The organism is Streptomyces spinosus, assembly GCF_020400655.1.
Taxonomy (GTDB): Bacteria; Actinomycetota; Actinomycetes; order Streptomycetales; family Streptomycetaceae; genus Streptomyces; species Streptomyces argyrophylli.
This window is the reverse complement of record NZ_JAINRC010000017.1, coordinates 170196-187006: the sequence shown is the minus strand read 5'-3', so window position 1 is coordinate 187006 and position 16811 is coordinate 170196. Positions and strand designations below refer to the sequence as shown.

Annotated in this window: 15 protein-coding genes; 8 read left to right on the top strand and 7 right to left on the bottom strand. The window is 72.1% G+C overall.

What is annotated here, in order from left to right; translation table 11 throughout:
* Nucleotides 1–7 precede the first annotated feature (7 nt).
* Nucleotides 8–1831, bottom strand: a complete 1824-nt coding sequence (locus LG395_RS30435; protein ID WP_225811883.1) for a phosphoenolpyruvate carboxykinase (GTP) — start codon at nt 1829–1831, stop codon at nt 8–10.
* Nucleotides 1832–2111: 280 nt separating this feature from the next.
* Between LG395_RS30435 and trhA the strand changes: the two genes are divergently transcribed.
* The 4 genes from trhA (at nt 2112) to LG395_RS30415 (ending at nt 4740) form a co-directional block, all read left to right on the top strand.
* Nucleotides 2112–2825 carry a PAQR family membrane homeostasis protein TrhA gene (trhA, locus tag LG395_RS30430; RefSeq protein ID WP_171153296.1) on the top strand — a complete coding sequence of 238 codons (714 nt, stop codon included), beginning with the start codon at nt 2112–2114 and terminating at the stop codon, nt 2823–2825.
* Nucleotides 2826–2973: 148 nt separating this feature from the next.
* A complete protein-coding gene (locus LG395_RS30425; RefSeq protein WP_225811882.1) occupies nt 2974–3606 on the top strand; it encodes a TetR/AcrR family transcriptional regulator in 633 nt (210 codons plus the stop codon).
* Between the two features lie 33 nt (nt 3607–3639).
* On the top strand, nt 3640–4362 hold the full coding sequence (locus tag LG395_RS30420) for a Mut7-C RNAse domain-containing protein (protein WP_171153299.1): 723 nt from the start codon (nt 3640–3642) through the stop codon (nt 4360–4362).
* Nucleotides 4363–4410: 48 nt separating this feature from the next.
* Nucleotides 4411–4740: a hypothetical protein gene (locus LG395_RS30415; protein ID WP_225811881.1), complete on the top strand. Its 330-nt coding sequence runs from the start codon at nt 4411–4413 to the stop codon at nt 4738–4740.
* Between the two features lie 59 nt (nt 4741–4799).
* Here LG395_RS30415 and LG395_RS30410 read toward each other — a convergent pair whose 3' ends face one another.
* Nucleotides 4800–6833 (bottom strand): thioredoxin domain-containing protein, encoded by a 2034-nt coding sequence (locus LG395_RS30410; RefSeq protein WP_225811880.1) that lies wholly within the window; start codon nt 6831–6833, stop codon nt 4800–4802.
* A 249-nt stretch (nt 6834–7082) separates the two neighbouring features.
* On the opposite strand from LG395_RS30410, the gene LG395_RS30405 reads away from it, so the two are divergent.
* A complete protein-coding gene (locus LG395_RS30405) occupies nt 7083–10283 on the top strand; it encodes a tetratricopeptide repeat protein (protein ID WP_225811879.1) in 3201 nt (1066 codons plus the stop codon).
* A gap of 16 nt (nt 10284–10299) precedes the next feature.
* Here the strand turns inward: LG395_RS30405 and LG395_RS30400 are convergent, their stop codons facing one another.
* Together LG395_RS30400 and mca are read right to left on the bottom strand one after the other, a co-directional pair.
* Nucleotides 10300–10551 carry a hypothetical protein gene (locus LG395_RS30400; protein ID WP_171153306.1) on the bottom strand — a complete coding sequence of 84 codons (252 nt, stop codon included), beginning with the start codon at nt 10549–10551 and terminating at the stop codon, nt 10300–10302.
* Entirely contained in the window at nt 10544–11404 is an 861-nt protein-coding gene (mca, locus tag LG395_RS30395) for a mycothiol conjugate amidase Mca (protein ID WP_171159748.1), read from the bottom strand. Before mca ends, LG395_RS30400 begins: the two co-directional genes overlap by 8 nt.
* 124 nt (nt 11405–11528) lie before the next feature.
* Here mca and LG395_RS30390 point away from each other — a divergent pair, with 124 nt between their 5' ends.
* Nucleotides 11529–11927 carry a DUF4307 domain-containing protein gene (locus LG395_RS30390; protein ID WP_171153307.1) on the top strand — a complete coding sequence of 133 codons (399 nt, stop codon included), beginning with the start codon at nt 11529–11531 and terminating at the stop codon, nt 11925–11927.
* A 200-nt stretch (nt 11928–12127) separates the two neighbouring features.
* Nucleotides 12128–12625: a transcription elongation factor GreA gene (gene greA / locus LG395_RS30385; RefSeq protein WP_171153308.1), complete on the top strand. Its 498-nt coding sequence runs from the start codon at nt 12128–12130 to the stop codon at nt 12623–12625.
* A 101-nt stretch (nt 12626–12726) separates the two neighbouring features.
* Here the strand turns inward: greA and LG395_RS30380 are convergent, their stop codons facing one another.
* From LG395_RS30380 to ilvA, 3 genes are all read right to left on the bottom strand, one after another.
* Nucleotides 12727–13578, bottom strand: a complete 852-nt coding sequence (locus LG395_RS30380) for an ABC transporter permease (protein ID WP_171153310.1) — start codon at nt 13576–13578, stop codon at nt 12727–12729.
* Nucleotides 13575–14558, bottom strand: a complete 984-nt coding sequence (locus LG395_RS30375) for an ATP-binding cassette domain-containing protein (protein WP_171153311.1) — start codon at nt 14556–14558, stop codon at nt 13575–13577. The genes LG395_RS30380 and LG395_RS30375 overlap by 4 nt, the downstream gene beginning before the upstream one ends.
* A 226-nt stretch (nt 14559–14784) precedes the next feature.
* On the bottom strand, nt 14785–16014 hold the full coding sequence (gene ilvA / locus LG395_RS30370) for a threonine ammonia-lyase (protein WP_225811878.1): 1230 nt from the start codon (nt 16012–16014) through the stop codon (nt 14785–14787).
* Between the two features lie 162 nt (nt 16015–16176).
* Here ilvA and LG395_RS30365 point away from each other — a divergent pair, with 162 nt between their 5' ends.
* Nucleotides 16177–16683 (top strand): MarR family winged helix-turn-helix transcriptional regulator, encoded by a 507-nt coding sequence (locus LG395_RS30365; protein ID WP_171159750.1) that lies wholly within the window; start codon nt 16177–16179, stop codon nt 16681–16683.
* Nucleotides 16684–16811: the final 128 nt, after the last annotated feature.

Sequence of the window (16811 nt, the reverse complement as noted above, 5' to 3'; positions counted from 1 at the left end):
GGGCGGTTCAGCCCAGGCGCTCCACCAGCGCCCGGTACTGGTCCCACAGCTCCTTCGGGGTGTGGTCGCCGAAGGTCTCCAGGTGCCCGGGGATCAGCGCGGCCTCCTCGCGCCAGACCTCCTTGTCGACCGTGAGCAGGAACTCCATGTCGGAGTCGGAGAGCGCGAGGCCGTCGGTGTCCAGGGCGTCCTTCGCCGGCAGGATGCCGATCGGGGTCTCGACGCCCTCGGCCCTGCCCTCCAGCCGCTCCACGATCCACTTCAGGACCCGGGAGTTCTCGCCGAAGCCCGGCCAGACGAACTGTCCCTCGTCGTTCTTGCGGAACCAGTTGACGTAGTAGATCTTCGGCAGCTTGGACTGGTCCTTGTCCTTGGCGACGTCGACCCAGTGGGCCATGTAGTCGCCCATGTTGTAGCCGCAGAACGGCAGCATCGCGAAGGGGTCGCGGCGCAGCTCGCCGACCTTGCCCTCGGCGGCGGCGGTCTTCTCGGAGGCCACGTTGGCGCCGAGGAAGACGCCGTGGTTCCAGTCGAAGGACTCCGTCACGAGCGGCACCGCCGTCGCGCGGCGCCCGCCGAAGAGGATCGCCGAGATCGGCACGCCCTTGGGGTCCTCCCACTCCGGCGCGATGATCGGGCACTGCGCGGCCGGCACGGTGAAGCGGGCGTTGGGGTGGGCGGCCGGGGTCCCCGACTTCGGCGTCCAGTCGTTGCCCTTCCAGTCGGTCAGGTGGGCCGGGGGCTCCTCGGTCATGCCCTCCCACCACACGTCGCCGTCGTCGGTGAGCGCGACGTTGGTGAAGACCGCGTTGCCCCAGAGGGTCTTCATCGCGTTGGCGTTGGTGTGCTCACCGGTGCCGGGTGCGACGCCGAAGAAGCCGGCCTCGGGGTTGATCGCGTACAGCCGGCCGTCCTCGCCGAACCGCATCCAGGCGATGTCGTCGCCGATGGTCTCCACGGTCCAGCCGGAGATCGTGGGCTCCAGCATGGCGAGGTTGGTCTTGCCGCAGGCGGAGGGGAAGGCGGCGGCGACGTACTTGGACTCGCCCTGCGGCGGGGTGAGTTTGAGGATCAGCATGTGCTCGGCCAGCCAGCCCTCGTCGCGGGCCATGACGGAGGCGATGCGCAGGGCGTAGCACTTCTTGCCGAGCAGGGCGTTGCCGCCGTAGCCGGAGCCGTAGGACCAGATCTCGCGCGACTCGGGGAAGTGCGAGATGTACTTGGTCTGGTTGCAGGGCCAGGGGACGTCCTCCTGGCCCGGCTCCAGCGGGGCGCCAAGCGTGTGGACGGCCTTGACGAAGAAGCCGTCGTCGCCCAGCTCGTCCAGGACGGCCTGGCCCATGCGCGTCATCGTGCGCATCGAGACGGCGACGTAGGCGGAGTCGGTGATCTCCACGCCCAGCGCGGACAGCGGGGAGCCGAGCGGGCCCATGCAGAAGGGCACGACGTACATCGTGCGGCCCCGCATGGAGCCCCGGAACAGGCCCTGGTCGCCGGTGAAGACGTCCCGCATCTCGGCGGGGGCCTTCCAGTGGTTGGTCGGGCCCGCGTCCTCCTCCTTCTCCGAGCAGATGAAGGTCCGGTCCTCGACGCGCGCGACGTCGGACGGGTCGGAGGCGGCGTAGTAGGAGTGGGGGCGCTTGATCGGGTCGAGTTTCCTGAAGGTTCCCTTGGCGACCAGTTCCTCGCACAGCCGCTCGTACTCGGCCTCGGACCCGTCACACCAGACCACGCTGTCCGGCTGCGTCAGTTCGGCGATCTCGTTGACCCACGAGATCAGTTCCTGGTGGTTGGTGGGGACGACGGTGGGAGCCGCGATGTCGCGCGCCACGATTGCTCCTAAGTGAGGGATTTTTTGTGTTCTCGCCCCGTGGGGGCCGCGACCCGGATGCTTCGTAGCCTGCTCATCCGGTGCCGACCGCACTCATTTGATCATCCGAGTCTAGTGCCCATCTGTCCAGAGGGCATCACAAGTGAGCAGCGTGAGGAATCCCACGGTTACCACGACTCTTTGCGTCCATGTTGGGTTCAGCTGAAGGACTTTTTGCCGGATGACTTGATTGACGGTGCATTGACGAGCGACTTACCAAGGCGTCGGTACCATGCGGCCCATGACTGCGTCCGCCTCCGACGCGCCCACGGACACGCCGGCCGCCGGCCGTGGCCCCGTGGCGCTCTCCCTGCCGCATCCGGTCAAGCCAAGGCTCCGCGGCTGGCTGCACCTCGGGATGTTCCCGGCCGTACTCATCGCGGGCCTCGTGCTCACCGCCCTCGCCGACTCCACCAGAGGCCGCGTCGCCTGCGGCATCTACGTCCTGACGGCCTGCCTCCTGTTCGGCGTCAGCGCGCTCTACCACCGGGGCAACTGGAGCCCGCGCATGGACGGCGTGCTGCGCCGCCTCGATCACGCCAACATCTTCCTGATCATCGCGGGCACCTACACCCCGCTGACCCTGCTGCTCCTGCCCGGCGCCAAGGGCCAGTGGCTGCTGTGGGGCATCTGGGCCGCCGCGGCGGCCGGCATCGTCTTCCGCGTCTTCTGGGTCGGCGCCCCACGCTGGCTGTACACGCCCTGCTACCTCGCGATGGGATGGGCGGCGGTCTTCTTCCTGCCCGACTTCCTGCGCACGGGCGGCATCGCCGTCCTGGTCCTGGTGGTCGTCGGCGGTCTGCTCTACAGCGCCGGCGGCGTGATCTACGGCATCAAGCGCCCGAACCCGTCACCGCGCTGGTTCGGCTTCCACGAGGTCTTCCACTCCCTCACCCTCGCCGCGTTCGTCGTCCACTACGTCGGGATCTCGCTGGTGGCCTACCGGCACACGTAACCCTTTGCCCTCGTCCTGCACCGGCCACGGCTCCTGGGAGCCGTGGCCGTTCTCATGCCGTGACACTCCGCCGCAAGTGACAGTCACGTGGATTCGGGAGTCACTCTCATCTCGAAGCGCCGGGCGCCGATACCGGACAATGACCGGCATGAGGCCCGCACGCTCCCAGCTTCCCCCCGACGACCGACCCCCGCCGGGCCTGCGTGAACGCAAGAAGATCAAGACCCGCGAGGCGATCCGCGCCGCGACCTACGCGCTGATCGAGGAGCAGGGCTACGACGCCACGACGATCGACCAGATCGCCGACCGGGCCGAGGTGTCACCATCGACCGTCTTCCGGTACTTCCCGGCCAAGGAGGACATCGTCCTCACGGACGAGTCCGGCTCGCTGATGGTCGAGGAGCTGCGTGCCCGGCCCGCGGGAGAGCCGTGGACGGATTCGGTACGGCACGTGATGCACAGGGCCGTCGACGCGATGACGGCGGGGGACCCCGACGTGGTACGGGTGCGGGCGCACCTCGCGGCCCGGGTCCCCGCCGTCCGCTCCCGGATGATCGAGAGCATGTCGCGGACCGGGCGCCTGCTGCGCGAGGCCCTCGCCGAACGCTCCGGGCCGGCCGCGGACAGCCTCGAAGTACGCGTCTACGCGACGGCCCTCGTCGGCGCCCTGATGGAGGTCACCATGGCGTGGGCGGAGAACGGCTTCCAGGACGACCCGCGCGGCATGATGGACCGGGCCCTGGACGTCCTGGAGCACGGCCTGCCCACCGGAAAACCCTGAGGCCCCGGTCCGCTCCCATGGCATCCTGACCGGGTGAACGGTCCCGAGATCCACGTCGAGTTCGCCCCCGAGCTGGGCCTGTTCGTCCAGCGCACACCGCGGCGGACGGTCGTCACCGACGGCGTCTCGTCCGTCGGCCATCTCGTCGAGTCCCTCGGGGTGCCGCTCACCGAGGTCGGCGCGCTGGTCGTGGACGGCCGCGAGGTCCCGCCCTCGCACGTCCCGCAGCCCGCCGAGCGGCTGGTCGTCCGGCCGGTGGAACGCCCCCAGCGGGTGCCCGGCGCACCCCTCCGCTTCCTCCTCGACGTCCACCTCGGCACGCTGGCCCGCCGGCTGCGGCTGCTCGGCGTGGACACGGCGTACGAGTCGACGGACATCGGGGACCCGGCGCTCGCCGCCCGCTCGGCGGCCGAGAAGCGGGTCATGCTCAGCCGCGACCGGGGCCTGCTGCGCCGCCGGGAACTGTGGGCCGGCGCGTTCGTCTACAGCACCCGCCCCGACGACCAGCTCCACGACGTCCTCGACCGCTTCGCCCCCGACCTGAGCCCCTGGACCCGCTGCACCGCCTGCAACGGCCTGCTCAGGCAGGCCACCAAGGACGAGGTCGCCGCCCAGCTGAAGCACGGCACCCAGCGCTCCTACGACGTCTTCGCCCAGTGCACGGCCTGCGGCCGGGCCTACTGGAAGGGCGCCCACCACGACCGGCTGGAGGCGGTCGTGGAACGTGCGCTGAGCATGCGTACCCAGAGCGGCTGAGTACGCCACCAGATCCGCGGTGACCGGCCGGCGGGGTTGGCTGGGGGCATGAACACGGCACAGATGACCGGCGTCCGCGTGCGGGACGGCTTCCGCGTGGCAGCGGGGTGGGGGCTCGGGCTGCTCCTGCCGACCGTGCTCTTCTCCACGCTCCTGACCTTCACCAGCGAACGGGCCAGCAGGTGCCTCACCTACGGCGAGGAGTGCGCCGCGGTGCCCGGCTGGCTGCTGTACGGCAGTTTCTGGGCCTCGCTCGTGGCCGGTCTGGCCATGCTGGTGTGGCCCCGGGCCCGGTGGACGGGCGCCAGGGCCGGCGCCCTGCTCGTCCAGTGGGGCGCCCAGTTGCTGCTGGCGGCGCTGATCCTCAGCTACGCCTGACACCTCCCTCCCCGCGGGCGGTGCCGTCCTCGTCGCGGTCCAGGTGGCGGCCGCCGCTCTCAGGGAGTGGTCAGCTTCGTCCGCAAGGCGTCCGGGTCCGTCACCGGCAGGTCGCACACGAAGCCGCGGCAGACGTACGCGGTGGGCGCGCCGTCGACGAGGGTGCGGTCGGCGAGCAACGGGAACTCCTCGCTGTCCGGGGTGCCGCAGGCGACGACGGCCCCCGGGGCGGTGCTCAGCAGCGCCGTACGGTGCAGGGCCGCCGTCCGCTCGTCGTCCGGGGCCGGCCCGACGACCGCCACCTCGCGCGGCCCGTCGAGCAGCGCCTCGGCGACGGCCAGCCCCCATCCGATGAACCGGGGCACGCGCGGCCCGAGCGTCTTCACCACCCCCAGCGCCCGCTCGGCGGCGGCCCGGTGCGGTCCGGAGCCGGTGTGGGCGGCGTAGCTCAGCAGCGCGCCTGCCGCGGCGGTCCAGCCGGACGGGGCGGCGTTGTCGGTGGGGTCCTGGGGCCGGCGGATGAGCTGCTCGGCGTCGGACGCGGTGTCGTACAGGGCACCGGTCCCGACGTCGGTGAAGCGGGCGAGGACATGGTCGAGCAGTAGTCCGGCGAAGTCGAGCCAGACCCCCTCGCCGGTCACGGAGGCGAGCGCGAGGAAGCCCTCGGCGACGTCGGCGTAGTCCTCCAGCACGCCCGCGTTCGGGCCGACCCGGCCGTCCTTGCTGGTGCGGGCGAGCCGGCCGTGTTCGTCCAGGTGGACCCGGACCAGCAGGTCGGCGGCGGCGACGGCGGCCTCGGTGAGGTCCGGCCGGCCGAAGCAGGCGCCGGTCTCGGCGAGCGCGGCGATGGCGAGCCCGTTCCAGGCGGCGACGACCTTGTCGTCCCGGCCGGGCGCGGGCCGCCGGTCCCGGGCGGCGAGGAGCCGGTCCTTGACGGAGGCGATCCTCTCGGCCTCGAACACGCCCTCCGTCTGCGGGAGCTGCAGGACGGACTGGCCGTGCTCGAAGGTGCCCTCCTCGGTCACGCCGAAGTACTGGGCGGCGAGCTCGGCGTCGTCGCCGAGGACCTCGCGCAGCTGCTCGGGCCGCCATACGTAGTACGCGCCCTCGACGTGCCGCCCGCTGCCGTCGTCGCTGTCGGCGTCGAGGGCCGAGGCGAATCCGCCCTCCGGGGTGCGCAGTTCGCGGAGCAGGAACTGGGCGGTGTCCAGCGCGACCCGCCGGGCGAGGTCCGAGCCGGTGGCCCGCCACAGGTGGGTGTAGACCCGGCACAGCAGGGCGTTGTCGTACAGCATCTTCTCGAAGTGCGGCACGACCCAGTCGCGGTCCACCGAGTACCGGGCGAACCCGCCGCCGAGCTGGTCGTAGATGCCGCCCCTGGCCATCCGCTCACAGGTGTCCCGGGCCATCTGCAGCGCGCCCTCGGCACCGGTCCTGGCGTGGTGGCGGAGCAGGAACTCCAGCACCATGGACGGCGGGAACTTCGGCGCGCCGCCGAATCCGCCGCGCTGGGGGTCGTACTCGCGGGTGAGCCCGAGCAGGGCCTGTGCCAGCTCCTGTTCGCCGGGCGCCGTGTCGGCCTGCCGGACCATCTCCCGCTGGGCGAGGTCGCGGACGATCTTCCCGGCGACGTCGGCGACCTCCTCCCGGCGGGTCGTCCAGGCCTGCTGGACGCCTTCCAGCACCTGCCGGAAGGAGGGCATGCCGTGCCGGGGGGCGGGCGGGAAGTAGGTGCCGAAGTAGAACGGCTCCGCGTCGGGGGTGAGGAACACGGTCATGGGCCAGCCGCCGTGCCCGGTGGCCGCCTGGACGGCCTCCATGTAGACGGCGTCCACGTCCGGCCGCTCCTCGCGGTCGACCTTGACGCTGACGAAGTGCTCGTTGAGGTAGTCGGCGGTGGCCCGGTCCTCGAAGGACTCGTGGGCCATCACGTGGCACCAGTGGCAGCTGCTGTACCCGACGCTCAGCAGGACGGGCCTGCCGGTCCTGCGGGCCTCCTCGAAGGCCTCGCCGGACCACGGCCACCAGTCGACGGGGTTGTCCGCGTGCTGGAGCAGGTACGGGGACGTCTCATGGGCCAGTCGATTCGGCATGACCCCATCCTGCCGCAGCCGTCCCCGCGCGGGACGTCAGGCCCGGACGGCAACCGCCGGTTTCGCGGAACGGGCGGACGCCGAGGCGGAGCCGTGGGACGCGGCTCCCGGACGTGACCGGGGGAAGCGGCCGGCCCGGGAACCGGCACGAAACCCTCACCACCCCCGCTGATCGCCACCCCCTCGCCATCCCGTCGTCCCCGAAGGACACTCGTACGCGACGGAGTTGCCGCCGGAGGGGGACGGGACATGCGGGACGGTCATCGGGCGGAGGCCGAGCGGCTGCTGGTGCGGGCCGTGGAGGAGGAGGTGCGGCGTTCGGGCGGGCGGATCGACGGCCGGCTGCTGCTGTCGCGGGCCCGCGGCGCGCTGGACGCGATGGCGGGCGCGGCCGGCGAGGAGTACGAGGCCTACACGCGCGCCCTGGACGAGGCGGAGGCCGGCCGGCTGACCTTCGGCCGGCGGTACGCCCGCGCAGGCGCCGGAACGGCCCTGCTCGTCGCGGCGGTCGCCGCCGTCGCCGCCGCCGTGGCCGACCTGGCCCTCGGTACCGGCACCGGCACGGCCCTCGGCGCGGGCACCACCGCGGGCGTGGCGGGCGCCGCGGCGACGGTGGTGAAGGTGGCCGGTGCGCATCTGCCCGCCGCCCACCACCGCGCGGGCGCGGCCGGCCAGCCCGGCGGCCCGGAGCAGCTGCGGTTGCAGTGGCTGACGGCGCTGGAGGTGCGGGGCATCCGCCCGTTCCTCGACCAGCAGCGGGTGCTCAGCGCCTCCACCGGTGCCAAGAAGAAGGGCACCGGCCCGGCGCTGCGCGGCGCGGACAAGAGCGCGGCGGCCCGCAGGCGTTCGGTGCTCCAGCAGTCCTTCGGGCAGCTCCCGGAGGCCGACGGCCCGTTCGCGGGGCGCCGGGCGGAGCTGGGGCGGATCAGGCAGTGGGCGCAGGCGGCGCGTGCGGCCACCGAGACCCGGCCGACGCTGGTGGTGCTGCACGGCGAGCCCGGCTCCGGCCGGACCACGCTCGCGGTGCGCGCGGCGCACGAGCTGCGGGACCACTTCCGGGGCGCGGTGGTCGTGGACCTGCGCGGCGGCAGCCGGGAGGAGGCGCCGCTGTCCACCAGGGACGCCCTGCTGCACCTGCTCAACCGGCTGGGCGCGCCCCGCGAGCAGCTGCTGTTCCGGGAGCGGTCCTCCCCCGACCAGCAGGTCAAGCGGCTGGCCGAGCTGTACCACCGGCATCTGACCGGACTGCCGGTGACGATCGTGCTGGACGACGCCTCGGACCCGGAGCAGGTGCGCGCCCTGGTGCCGGAGCGCTCCGACAGCCTGGTGCTGGTCACCGCCCGCACCCCCCTCGACCTGCCCGCCGACCTGCCGGCCTGGGTGCACGAGCTGCCCGTCCCGGCGCTGGACGCGGCGGGCTCCGAGGAACTGCTGAGCGCGGCGGCCGAGGACGCGTCGGGGCCGTACGACGCCGGCTCCGCCGACCGGGTCCGCGAGCTGTGCGGCGGGCTGCCGCTGGCGCTGCGGGTCGCGGGCTCGGCACTGGGCCCGCGCTCACCTGGGCAGCTGGCCGCGGACCTGGGGGCGTACGGCCCGGTGGAGCCGGTGGAACGGGCGCTGTGGCTGCGCTACACCGACCAGCCGGAGCCCACCCGCCGGCTGCTGCGCAGGCTCGCCCTGGCGGGCCGGGCCTCGCTGGGCGCGGCGGCGGCGGCCTCCCTGCTCGCCACCGACGAGGCCGAGGCCACCCGGCATCTGGTGGCGCTCGCCCGGGCGGGCCTGATCGACCATGTGCGCGGCAGCCGCTACCGGCTGCACGACCTGGTGCGGGCCTTCGCCCATGCCCGGCTGCTGGACGAGGAGGACCCGGCCGAGCGGGCGGCCGCGCAGGAGCGGCTGATCGTGAACTACGCGGAGCTGGCCGACTCGGTGCTGCGCCTGGTCGACGGGAACATGTCGACGCGGTCGAACCAGTTCGGCTCGCACGGCTTCCCCTCCCTCGACGAGGCGCTGCGCTGGCTGGACGACGAGTCCAGCTTCATCACAGCGGCCCTGCGGCACGCGGAGGGCGTGGACCAGGCGGCCGTGCTGAACCTGCTGGGCGCGCTGTGCGACTACTGCCTGCTGCGCGGCGACCTGTACCGGCTCGGTGAGATCAGCGAGCTGGCGCAGTCGGTGGACCAGGGACTGCTGGTGCGCTCGGTGCAGTGGCGTACCGGTATCGCGGCCCGGCAGCTCGGTGAGCTGGACAAGGCGCGCACCACGCTGACCTCGGTCGTGGACCTGTACCGGGAGGCCCGGCACGAGGCGGGGGCGGCCCGCGCGCTGGCCTCGCTGGGGATCACGCTGCACCACCAGGGCAACCTCACCGAGGCGGCGGCCCGGCTCCGCGAGGCACTGGACATGCAGGCGGCACCGGAGCTGGCGACGGACCGGGCGTGGACGATGCACGCGCTGGCGGCCGTCCAGCGGGACCGGGCCCGGCTGGCGGAGGCCCTGGACCTGCTCACCCGCTCCCTGGTCCTGCACCGCGAGGGCGGCTCGGTGCACGGCGAGGCCTGGGCGCACTTCCATCTGGGCCAGCTGGCCCTGCGGCTGGGGGATGTGCCGCGCGCGGAGACGGAGCTGCGGGCGGCCCTGGAGCGGTACGGCAGGACGCAGGACGCCCGAGGGGAGGCGTGGGCGCTGACCCAGCTGGCCCGGGCCCGGCTGGTGGCCGGTGACGGCGCCGCGGCCGTGGAGAGCCTGCGCCGGGCGGTGACCCGGCACCGGGAGAACGAGGACGCGCGCGGCGAGGCGTGGACGCTGTACCACCTGGGGCAGGCGCTGGAGGAGACCGGTGAGCTGGACCAGGCGGTGCGGGACCTGGAGCGGTCCCGGACGATGTTCTCCCGGATACGGGACGTGTACGGCCTGGCCTGTGCCCGGCACCACTCGGCGCGGGCGACCCGGGACCAGCGGGCCGCGCAGACCGGCTCGCTGCGCAACTCCGGTTTCGCCCGGCAGCTCCTGGTGGACGCGCGCGCCGACTTCCAGCGGATCGGCGTCGCCCACGGCGAGGCCTGGACCTGCCTGGAGCTGGCGGTGGTGGACGCGGGCAACGCGCGGACGCAGCAGGCGCTGGCGCTGTGCGACGAGGCGCTCGCCCTGTTCACGTCCTACGGCGACCGGCGCGGCGAGGACTGGGCCCGCTTCCTGCGCTGCACCCTGCTGCCGTACGCGGCGCCGGGCGGGGTGGAGGTGGGCACGGCCGTCGCCCAGGAGGAGCTGGCCCAGCTGGCCCGTGCCTCGCACCCGCTGCGGGACGAGAAGCTGGCGGACTACGTCCCGGCGTACGCCCTGCTGCTGGAGCGGGGTGTCGAGCTGGAGGCCGGCTGGCAGGCCTGGCGGCTGCGCATGACTCCGGACCGCCACGCCCGGGAGGTGATGGGGGTGGCGGTGCCGGCGTAAGGCCGACCCCGGCGGGTCAGCGCTGCTGGGCCGCGGAGCCGGCCTGTTCCCGGGCCCCCTCCGCGTCGGCGTCCGGGGACTCCTTGAAGTCGACCTTCTGCATGTGCTTGTTCATCGACTTCATCAGTCCCCACACGGCCACGGCCATCACCGCGAAGACGATGAAACCGAGGATGCCGGGGGTGACCTTGTTCTCGTCCACCTCCTTGGCGGCGAGGGGGACGAGGTGCGTCACTGCCAGGCTCACGCTTGCGCTCATGTCAGGCATTGTCCCGGATGCCCGCGAAGAGGTCGTCCTCGGGGAGGGAAGTATCGACGAGGGACTTCGCCAGCTCGTACTCCTCCGTCGGCCAGACTTCCTTCTGGAGCTCCAGCGGCACCTTGAACCAGCCGCCGTCCGGGTCGATCTGCGTGGCGTGGGCGATCAGCGCCTTGTCGCGGATCTCGAAGAAGTCCGCGCACGGGATGTGGGTGGTCAGGGTGCGCTCGGTGCGCTCCGTCTCGTTCCACCGCTTGAGCCACTCCCCGTACGGCGACTCCAGGCCGCGGTCGAGCATGGCCTGGTGCAGGGCCTCGGTGCGGGGACGGTTGAAGCCCTGGTTGTAGTAGAGCTTCAGCGGCTGGTAGGCGGGGCCGAACTCGTCCTCGGGGTACTTCCCGGTGTCCGCCGCGCCCTCGAACGCCACCATGGAGATCTTGTGGGTCATGATGTGGTCGGGGTGCGGGTAGCCGCCGTTCTCGTCGTAGGTGGTGATCACCTGCGGGCGGAAGGAGCGGATCTGCTTCACCAGCTCACCGGCCGCCTTGTCGACGTCCTCCAGGGCGAAGCAGCCCTCGGGCAGCGGCGGCAGCGGGTCGCCCTCCGGCAGGCCGGAGTCGACGAAGCCGAGCCACTCCTGCTTGACGCCGAGGATCTCCCGGGCCTCGTCCATCTCCTTGCGGCGCACCTCGTGGATGTGCTCCTCGATGTAGGTGTCGCCCTGGAGCTTCGGATTGAGGATGGACCCGCGCTCTCCGCCGGTGCAGGTCACCACCAGCACGTCCACCCCCTCGGACACGTACTTCGCCATGGTGGCCGCGCCCTTGCTCGACTCGTCGTCGGGGTGCGCGTGAACGGCCATCAGCCGCAGCTGCTCAGTCAAGACTCAATCCTCGGTAAGTCGGCGCCCCCGTGGCTCCGGGCGCGATCGGCGGCTTCTATAGTGACCGAATCGGGGGGCGAATAATTCCGCGGAGAGGACGATCATGAGTACCGCGAGCACGCGGCTGCCCGAGGGCCGCTACGGCCGTTCCTCGGACCAGCGCGCCGACCGCAAGCTCAGGATCGCCGGCACGGTGCTGGGCGCGGTCCTGCTCGCACTGGTCGGCTACTTCGCCTACCACTACGTCGCGCAGAACGAGATCAGCGCCGAGGTCATCACCTTCCAGGCCTCCGACGACGCCGTCAAGGTGCACCTGGAGGTCCGCAAGGACGCCGGCGCCTCGGGCTACTGCACCCTGCGCTCGCAGTCGGCCGACGGCGCCGAGGTGGGCCGCGCGGACTTCCGCTTCTCCGGGTCGGCCACCCGGATCGACAAGGTCGTCACGCTCCGTACGACGGCGCAGGGGACGACGGCCGAGCTGCTGGGCTGTCACGCCGGCTGACACCCGGCGGACACGCGCGGCCACGCTCCGGGTTCACCCGGAATGCGTAGGCCCTGACCTGCGTTGATGTGATTCTGATGGCTTATGTCCTCCCCCTTCCGGCGTTGAATTGTTAGGCTCGTGGTTTCGCCCATCCAAGAGGGAACATTCTTCTGGGTAGGGCGATGCTTTGTATTCCCAGTACCGACGAGGAGCACCCTGTGACCCAGACCAGCGAGAACGTCACCTGGCTGACCCAGGAGGCGTACAACAAGCTCAAGGACGAGCTTGAGTACCTTACTGGTCCTGCGCGCACGGAGATCGCCGCCAAGATCGCGGCCGCGCGCGAGGAGGGCGACCTGCGCGAGAACGGCGGGTACCACGCGGCCAAGGAGGAGCAGGGCAAGCAGGAGCTGCGTGTGCGCCAGCTGACCCAGCTCCTCGAGAACGCCAAGGTCGGCGAGCCGCCGGCCGCGGACGGTGCCGTCGCGCCCGGCATGGTCGTCACGATCGCCTTCGACGGTGACGAGGACGACACCCTGACGTTCCTGCTCGCCTCCCGCGAGTACGCGAGCGCCGACATCGAGACCTACTCGCCGCAGTCCCCGCTGGGCTCGGGCGTCATCGGCCACAAGGTCGGCGAGGACGCGGAGTACGAGCTGCCGAACGGCAAGAAGGCCTCGGTCCGCATCCTGAAGGCCGAGCCGTACACGGGCTGATCCAGACCCGGTCGACTACCGGCCCCCGGCGCCCTCAGGGGTGCCGGGGGCCTTGTCATGCTCGGGCCGTCGTGCGGGCGTGTCCCGCCGCCGCGGTGCAGTCAGGCGGTCGCGGAGCGGTACTTGCGCACGGCGAGGGTGCGGAAGACCAGGATGATCACGACCGACCAGATCAGCGAGGCCAGGACCGGGTGCTGCATGGGCCAGGCGTCGGGTGTCCGGAAGCCCGGCGGCAGGTTGCCGAACAGCTCGCGGCAGGCCTGGACGGTGGCGCTGAACGGGTTCCACTCCGCTATGTGCCGCAGGAAGGCCGGCATCTGGTTCGCGTCCACGAAGGCGTTCGAGATGAACGTCAGCGGAAACAGCCAGATCAGACCGCCCGAGGTCGCCGCCTCCGGGGTGCGCACGGACAGGCCGATGAGCGCGCCGATCCAGGAGAACGCGTAGCCGAGCAGCAGGAACAGGGCGAAGCCGGCGAGGACCTTGCCGAAGTTCTCGTGCGTGCGCCAGCCGACCAGCACGGCGACGACCGCGAGGACGAGCAGGGTCAGCGCCGTCTGGACCAGGTCGGCGAGGGTGCGCCCGGTGAGGACCGCGCCGCGTGCCATGGGCAGGGAGCGGAACCGGTCGATCAGGCCCTTGTGCATGTCGTCGGCGATGCCCGCGCCGGCGCCCGCCGTGGCGAACGTGACGGTCTGGGCGAAGATGCCGGCCATCAGGAACTCGCGGTAGGCCTGCGTGGAGTTGGACGAGCCGACCTGGATCGAGCCGCCGAACACGTAGGTGAACAGCACCACGAACATGATGGGCTGGATCAGTCCGAAGATCAGCATCTCGGGGATCCGGCCCATGCGGATCAGGTTCCGGCGGGCTACGACCAGTGAGTCGCGGACGGATCTGACCACGGGGTTGCCCGGGGCCGCGACGGGCGCGGTGTCGGTGACGGCACTCATTTCACGGCCTCCTTGCCGGTGCGCTCGCCCTGCTCGGCGCTCTCCGCCGCGTGTCCGGTCAGGGACAGGAAGACGTCGTCGAGGGTGGGGCGGCGCAGCCCGACGTCGTCCATCTCGATCCCGCGCGAGTCCAGCTCGCGGATGACCTCGGCGAGCAGCTTGGCGCCGCCCGTGACGGGCACCGTGAGCTTGCGGGTGTGCTCCTCGACCGTGGTCTCGCCCTTGCCGAAGCCGCGCAGCACCTCCGCGGCGGCGGCTATCTCCTCCCGCTCGTGCACCACGACCTCGACGCGCTCGCCGCCGGTGCGGGCCTTGAGCTGGTCGGAGGTGCCCTGGGCGATGACCCGGCCGTGGTCGACGACCGCGATGTCGTGGGCCAGGTGGTCGGCCTCTTCCAGGTACTGCGTGGTGAGCAGCAGCGTCGTACCGCCGGAGACGAGCCGTTTGATGACCTCCCACAGCTGCTGGCGGTTGCGCGGGTCGAGGCCCGTCGTCGGTTCGTCCATGAACATCACCGGGGGCGAGACCACGAGGGCCGCGGCGAGGTCCAGCCGGCGGCGCATGCCTCCGGAGTAGGTCTTGGCGGGTCGGTCGGCGGCGTCGGCGAGGTGGAACTGCTCCAGCAGCTCCGTCGCGCGCGCCTTGGCCGCCTTCGCCCTCATCTGGTAGAGCTGCCCGACCATCTGCAGGTTCTCCCGGCCGGTCAGGTACTCGTCGACCGCCGCGAACTGGCCGGAGAGGCCGATGGAGCGGCGTACGGCGTCGGGGTGGCGCAGCACGTCCACGCCGGCGACCACCGCCTTGCCGCTGTCGGGGCGCAGCAGGGTCGTCAGGCAGCGGACGGCCGTCGTCTTGCCGGCGCCGTTCGGCCCGAGGAGGCCGAGGACCGTGCCCTCGGGCACGTCGAGGTCGACGCCGTCCAGTGCCCTTACGTCGCCGAAGGTCTTCACCAGGCCTTCGGCATAGATGGCACCTGGCATATGTGTCTCCACGTCGTCGGGAATTCGGGGACGGATTCTTCGCAAAGGCTAGGTTTGTTCGCCCGGCCGTGCCCGCGGTTTTCGCGGATGCGGACGCCGGTACGCACAGGTGCCGCGCACCCGCGGGCAGGCCGGCCGGGGCCACACGACACACCATAACGCGATGTATCGCGTCCCTCAAGAGACTTCGCTCGAACGGGTGGTGGCCGTGGCCGGCCGTTCCGGGTCAGTCGATGACGGTGTAGCCGGCGTCCCGCAGGGCCCGGCCGACCTCGGCGCAGTGCGCCGGGCCCTTCGTCTCCAGGTGCAGCTCCACCTCGGCCTCCGTCAGACCGAGCCGGGGACCGGTGCGGACGTGACTGACGTCGAGGACGTTGGCGTCGACCGCCGACAGCACGCCGAGCAGCGTGGCGAGCGCGCCCGGCCGGTCCGTCAGCCGCAGCCGGACGGCCAGGTAACGGCCCTGCGCGGCCATGCCGTGCCGCAGCACCCGCTGCATCAGAACCGGGTCGACGTTGCCACCGGAGAGCACCGCGACGACCGGACCGTCGAAGGCGTCCGGCGCGGCCAGCAGCGCCGCCACCGGGCTCGCCCCGGCCGGCTCCACGACCAGCTTCGCCCGCTCCAGGCAGAGCAGCAGCGCCGCCGACAACTGGTCCTCGCTGACCGTGCGCACCTCGTCGACCAGTTCGCCGACGATCCCGAACGGCACCACGCCGGGACGCCCCACCTTGATGCCGTCGGCCATCGTCGCCGGGCTCAGCAACGACACCGGGCGCCCGGCGGCCAGCGAGGGCGGGTAGCAGGCGGCCCCCTCCGCCTGCACGCCGACGATCCGCACGTCCGGCCGCAGCGCCTTCACCCCCACCGCGATCCCCGCCGCGAGCCCGCCGCCGCCCATGCCGACGACGATCGTGCGCACCTTCGGGCACTGCTCCAGGATCTCCAGGCCGACCGTGCCCTGGCCGGCGATCACGTCCGGGTGGTCGAAGGGGTGGATGAACACGGCGCCGGTGCGGTCGGCGTACTCCTGGGCGGCGGCCAGCGTCTCGTCGACCACCTGGCCGTGCAGGCGCACCTCGGCGCCGTAGTCCCGGGTCGCGCTGATCTTCGGCAGCGGCGCGCCCTTCGGCATGAACACCGTCGCGTGCACGCCCAGCAGGGAGGAGGCGAGCGCGACGCCCTGGGCGTGGTTGCCGGCGCTCGCGGCCACCACACCGGCCGCCCGCTCCTCCGGCAGCAGCCCGGCGATCCGCACGTAGGCGCCGCGCAGCTTGAACGAGCCGGTCCGCTGCAGGTTCTCGCACTTCAGGTGCACGGGGGCGCCGACCAGCTGGGACAGGTGCCGGCTGCCCTCCATCGCGGTCACACGGGCCACTCCCGAGAGCATCTTCTGGGCGCCGCGCACATCGTCGAGGGTCACGGAGCGCAAGGAGTCGGCCGTGCGGTAGCTCATGACTCCAGCATCGCAGTTCACGTTCGCGCACGACTGGTGTGACCAAGCAGCGAGACCGGTTCGTGCAGCGCCGGTACGGCTCGGCGCCGGGCCGCGTACCCTGTCCCCCAACCCAGCAGTCCTTCATGAAGCGAGCCTCCGGCCATGCCCACAACACCTGAAATGTCGATGGACATGACGACCGTCGGTGACACCGGTCTCCTCGACACCCTCCAGCACGAGGTGGCGGTGTTCGCCCGCCGTGCCGAACAGACGCGGCTCGGCGGCGTCGGCCAGGTGCGCAACTCCATGGACCGTGCCGCGTACCTGCTGCTCAACCGGCTCGACAACGAGGGCCCGATGGGCGTCAAGGCGCTCGCCGCCAGCATGGGCATCGACTCCTCCACGGTCACCCGGCAGGTGGCGCCCCTCGTCGACACCGGGCTCGTCAAGCGCACCTCGCACCCGGAGGACGGGCGCGCGGTGGTGCTCCAGCTGTCGCCGCGCGGCGCCGCGCGGCTGGAGGAGGTGCGCTCGTCCCGGCGTCAGCTCATGGCGGAGCTGACACACGACTGGGCGCCGGAGGAGCGCGAACAGTTCTGCACGCTGCTCACCCGCTTCAACCACGCGCTCTCCGCGCGGATGACCGTGCAGGGCGTACCGGCGGCGGAGCAGCCCCCGGCCTCCTGACCGCGCGCCGCACGGCGCGGGTTCCGAGGTCTTGACCCCGGCCCGTCACTGGCCTGATATGAGACCGGGTCCGCAGAGGGATTCGTCCGGACCGGCTCCGGCGGGCCGGAGGGAGAACTCGGGGGGAG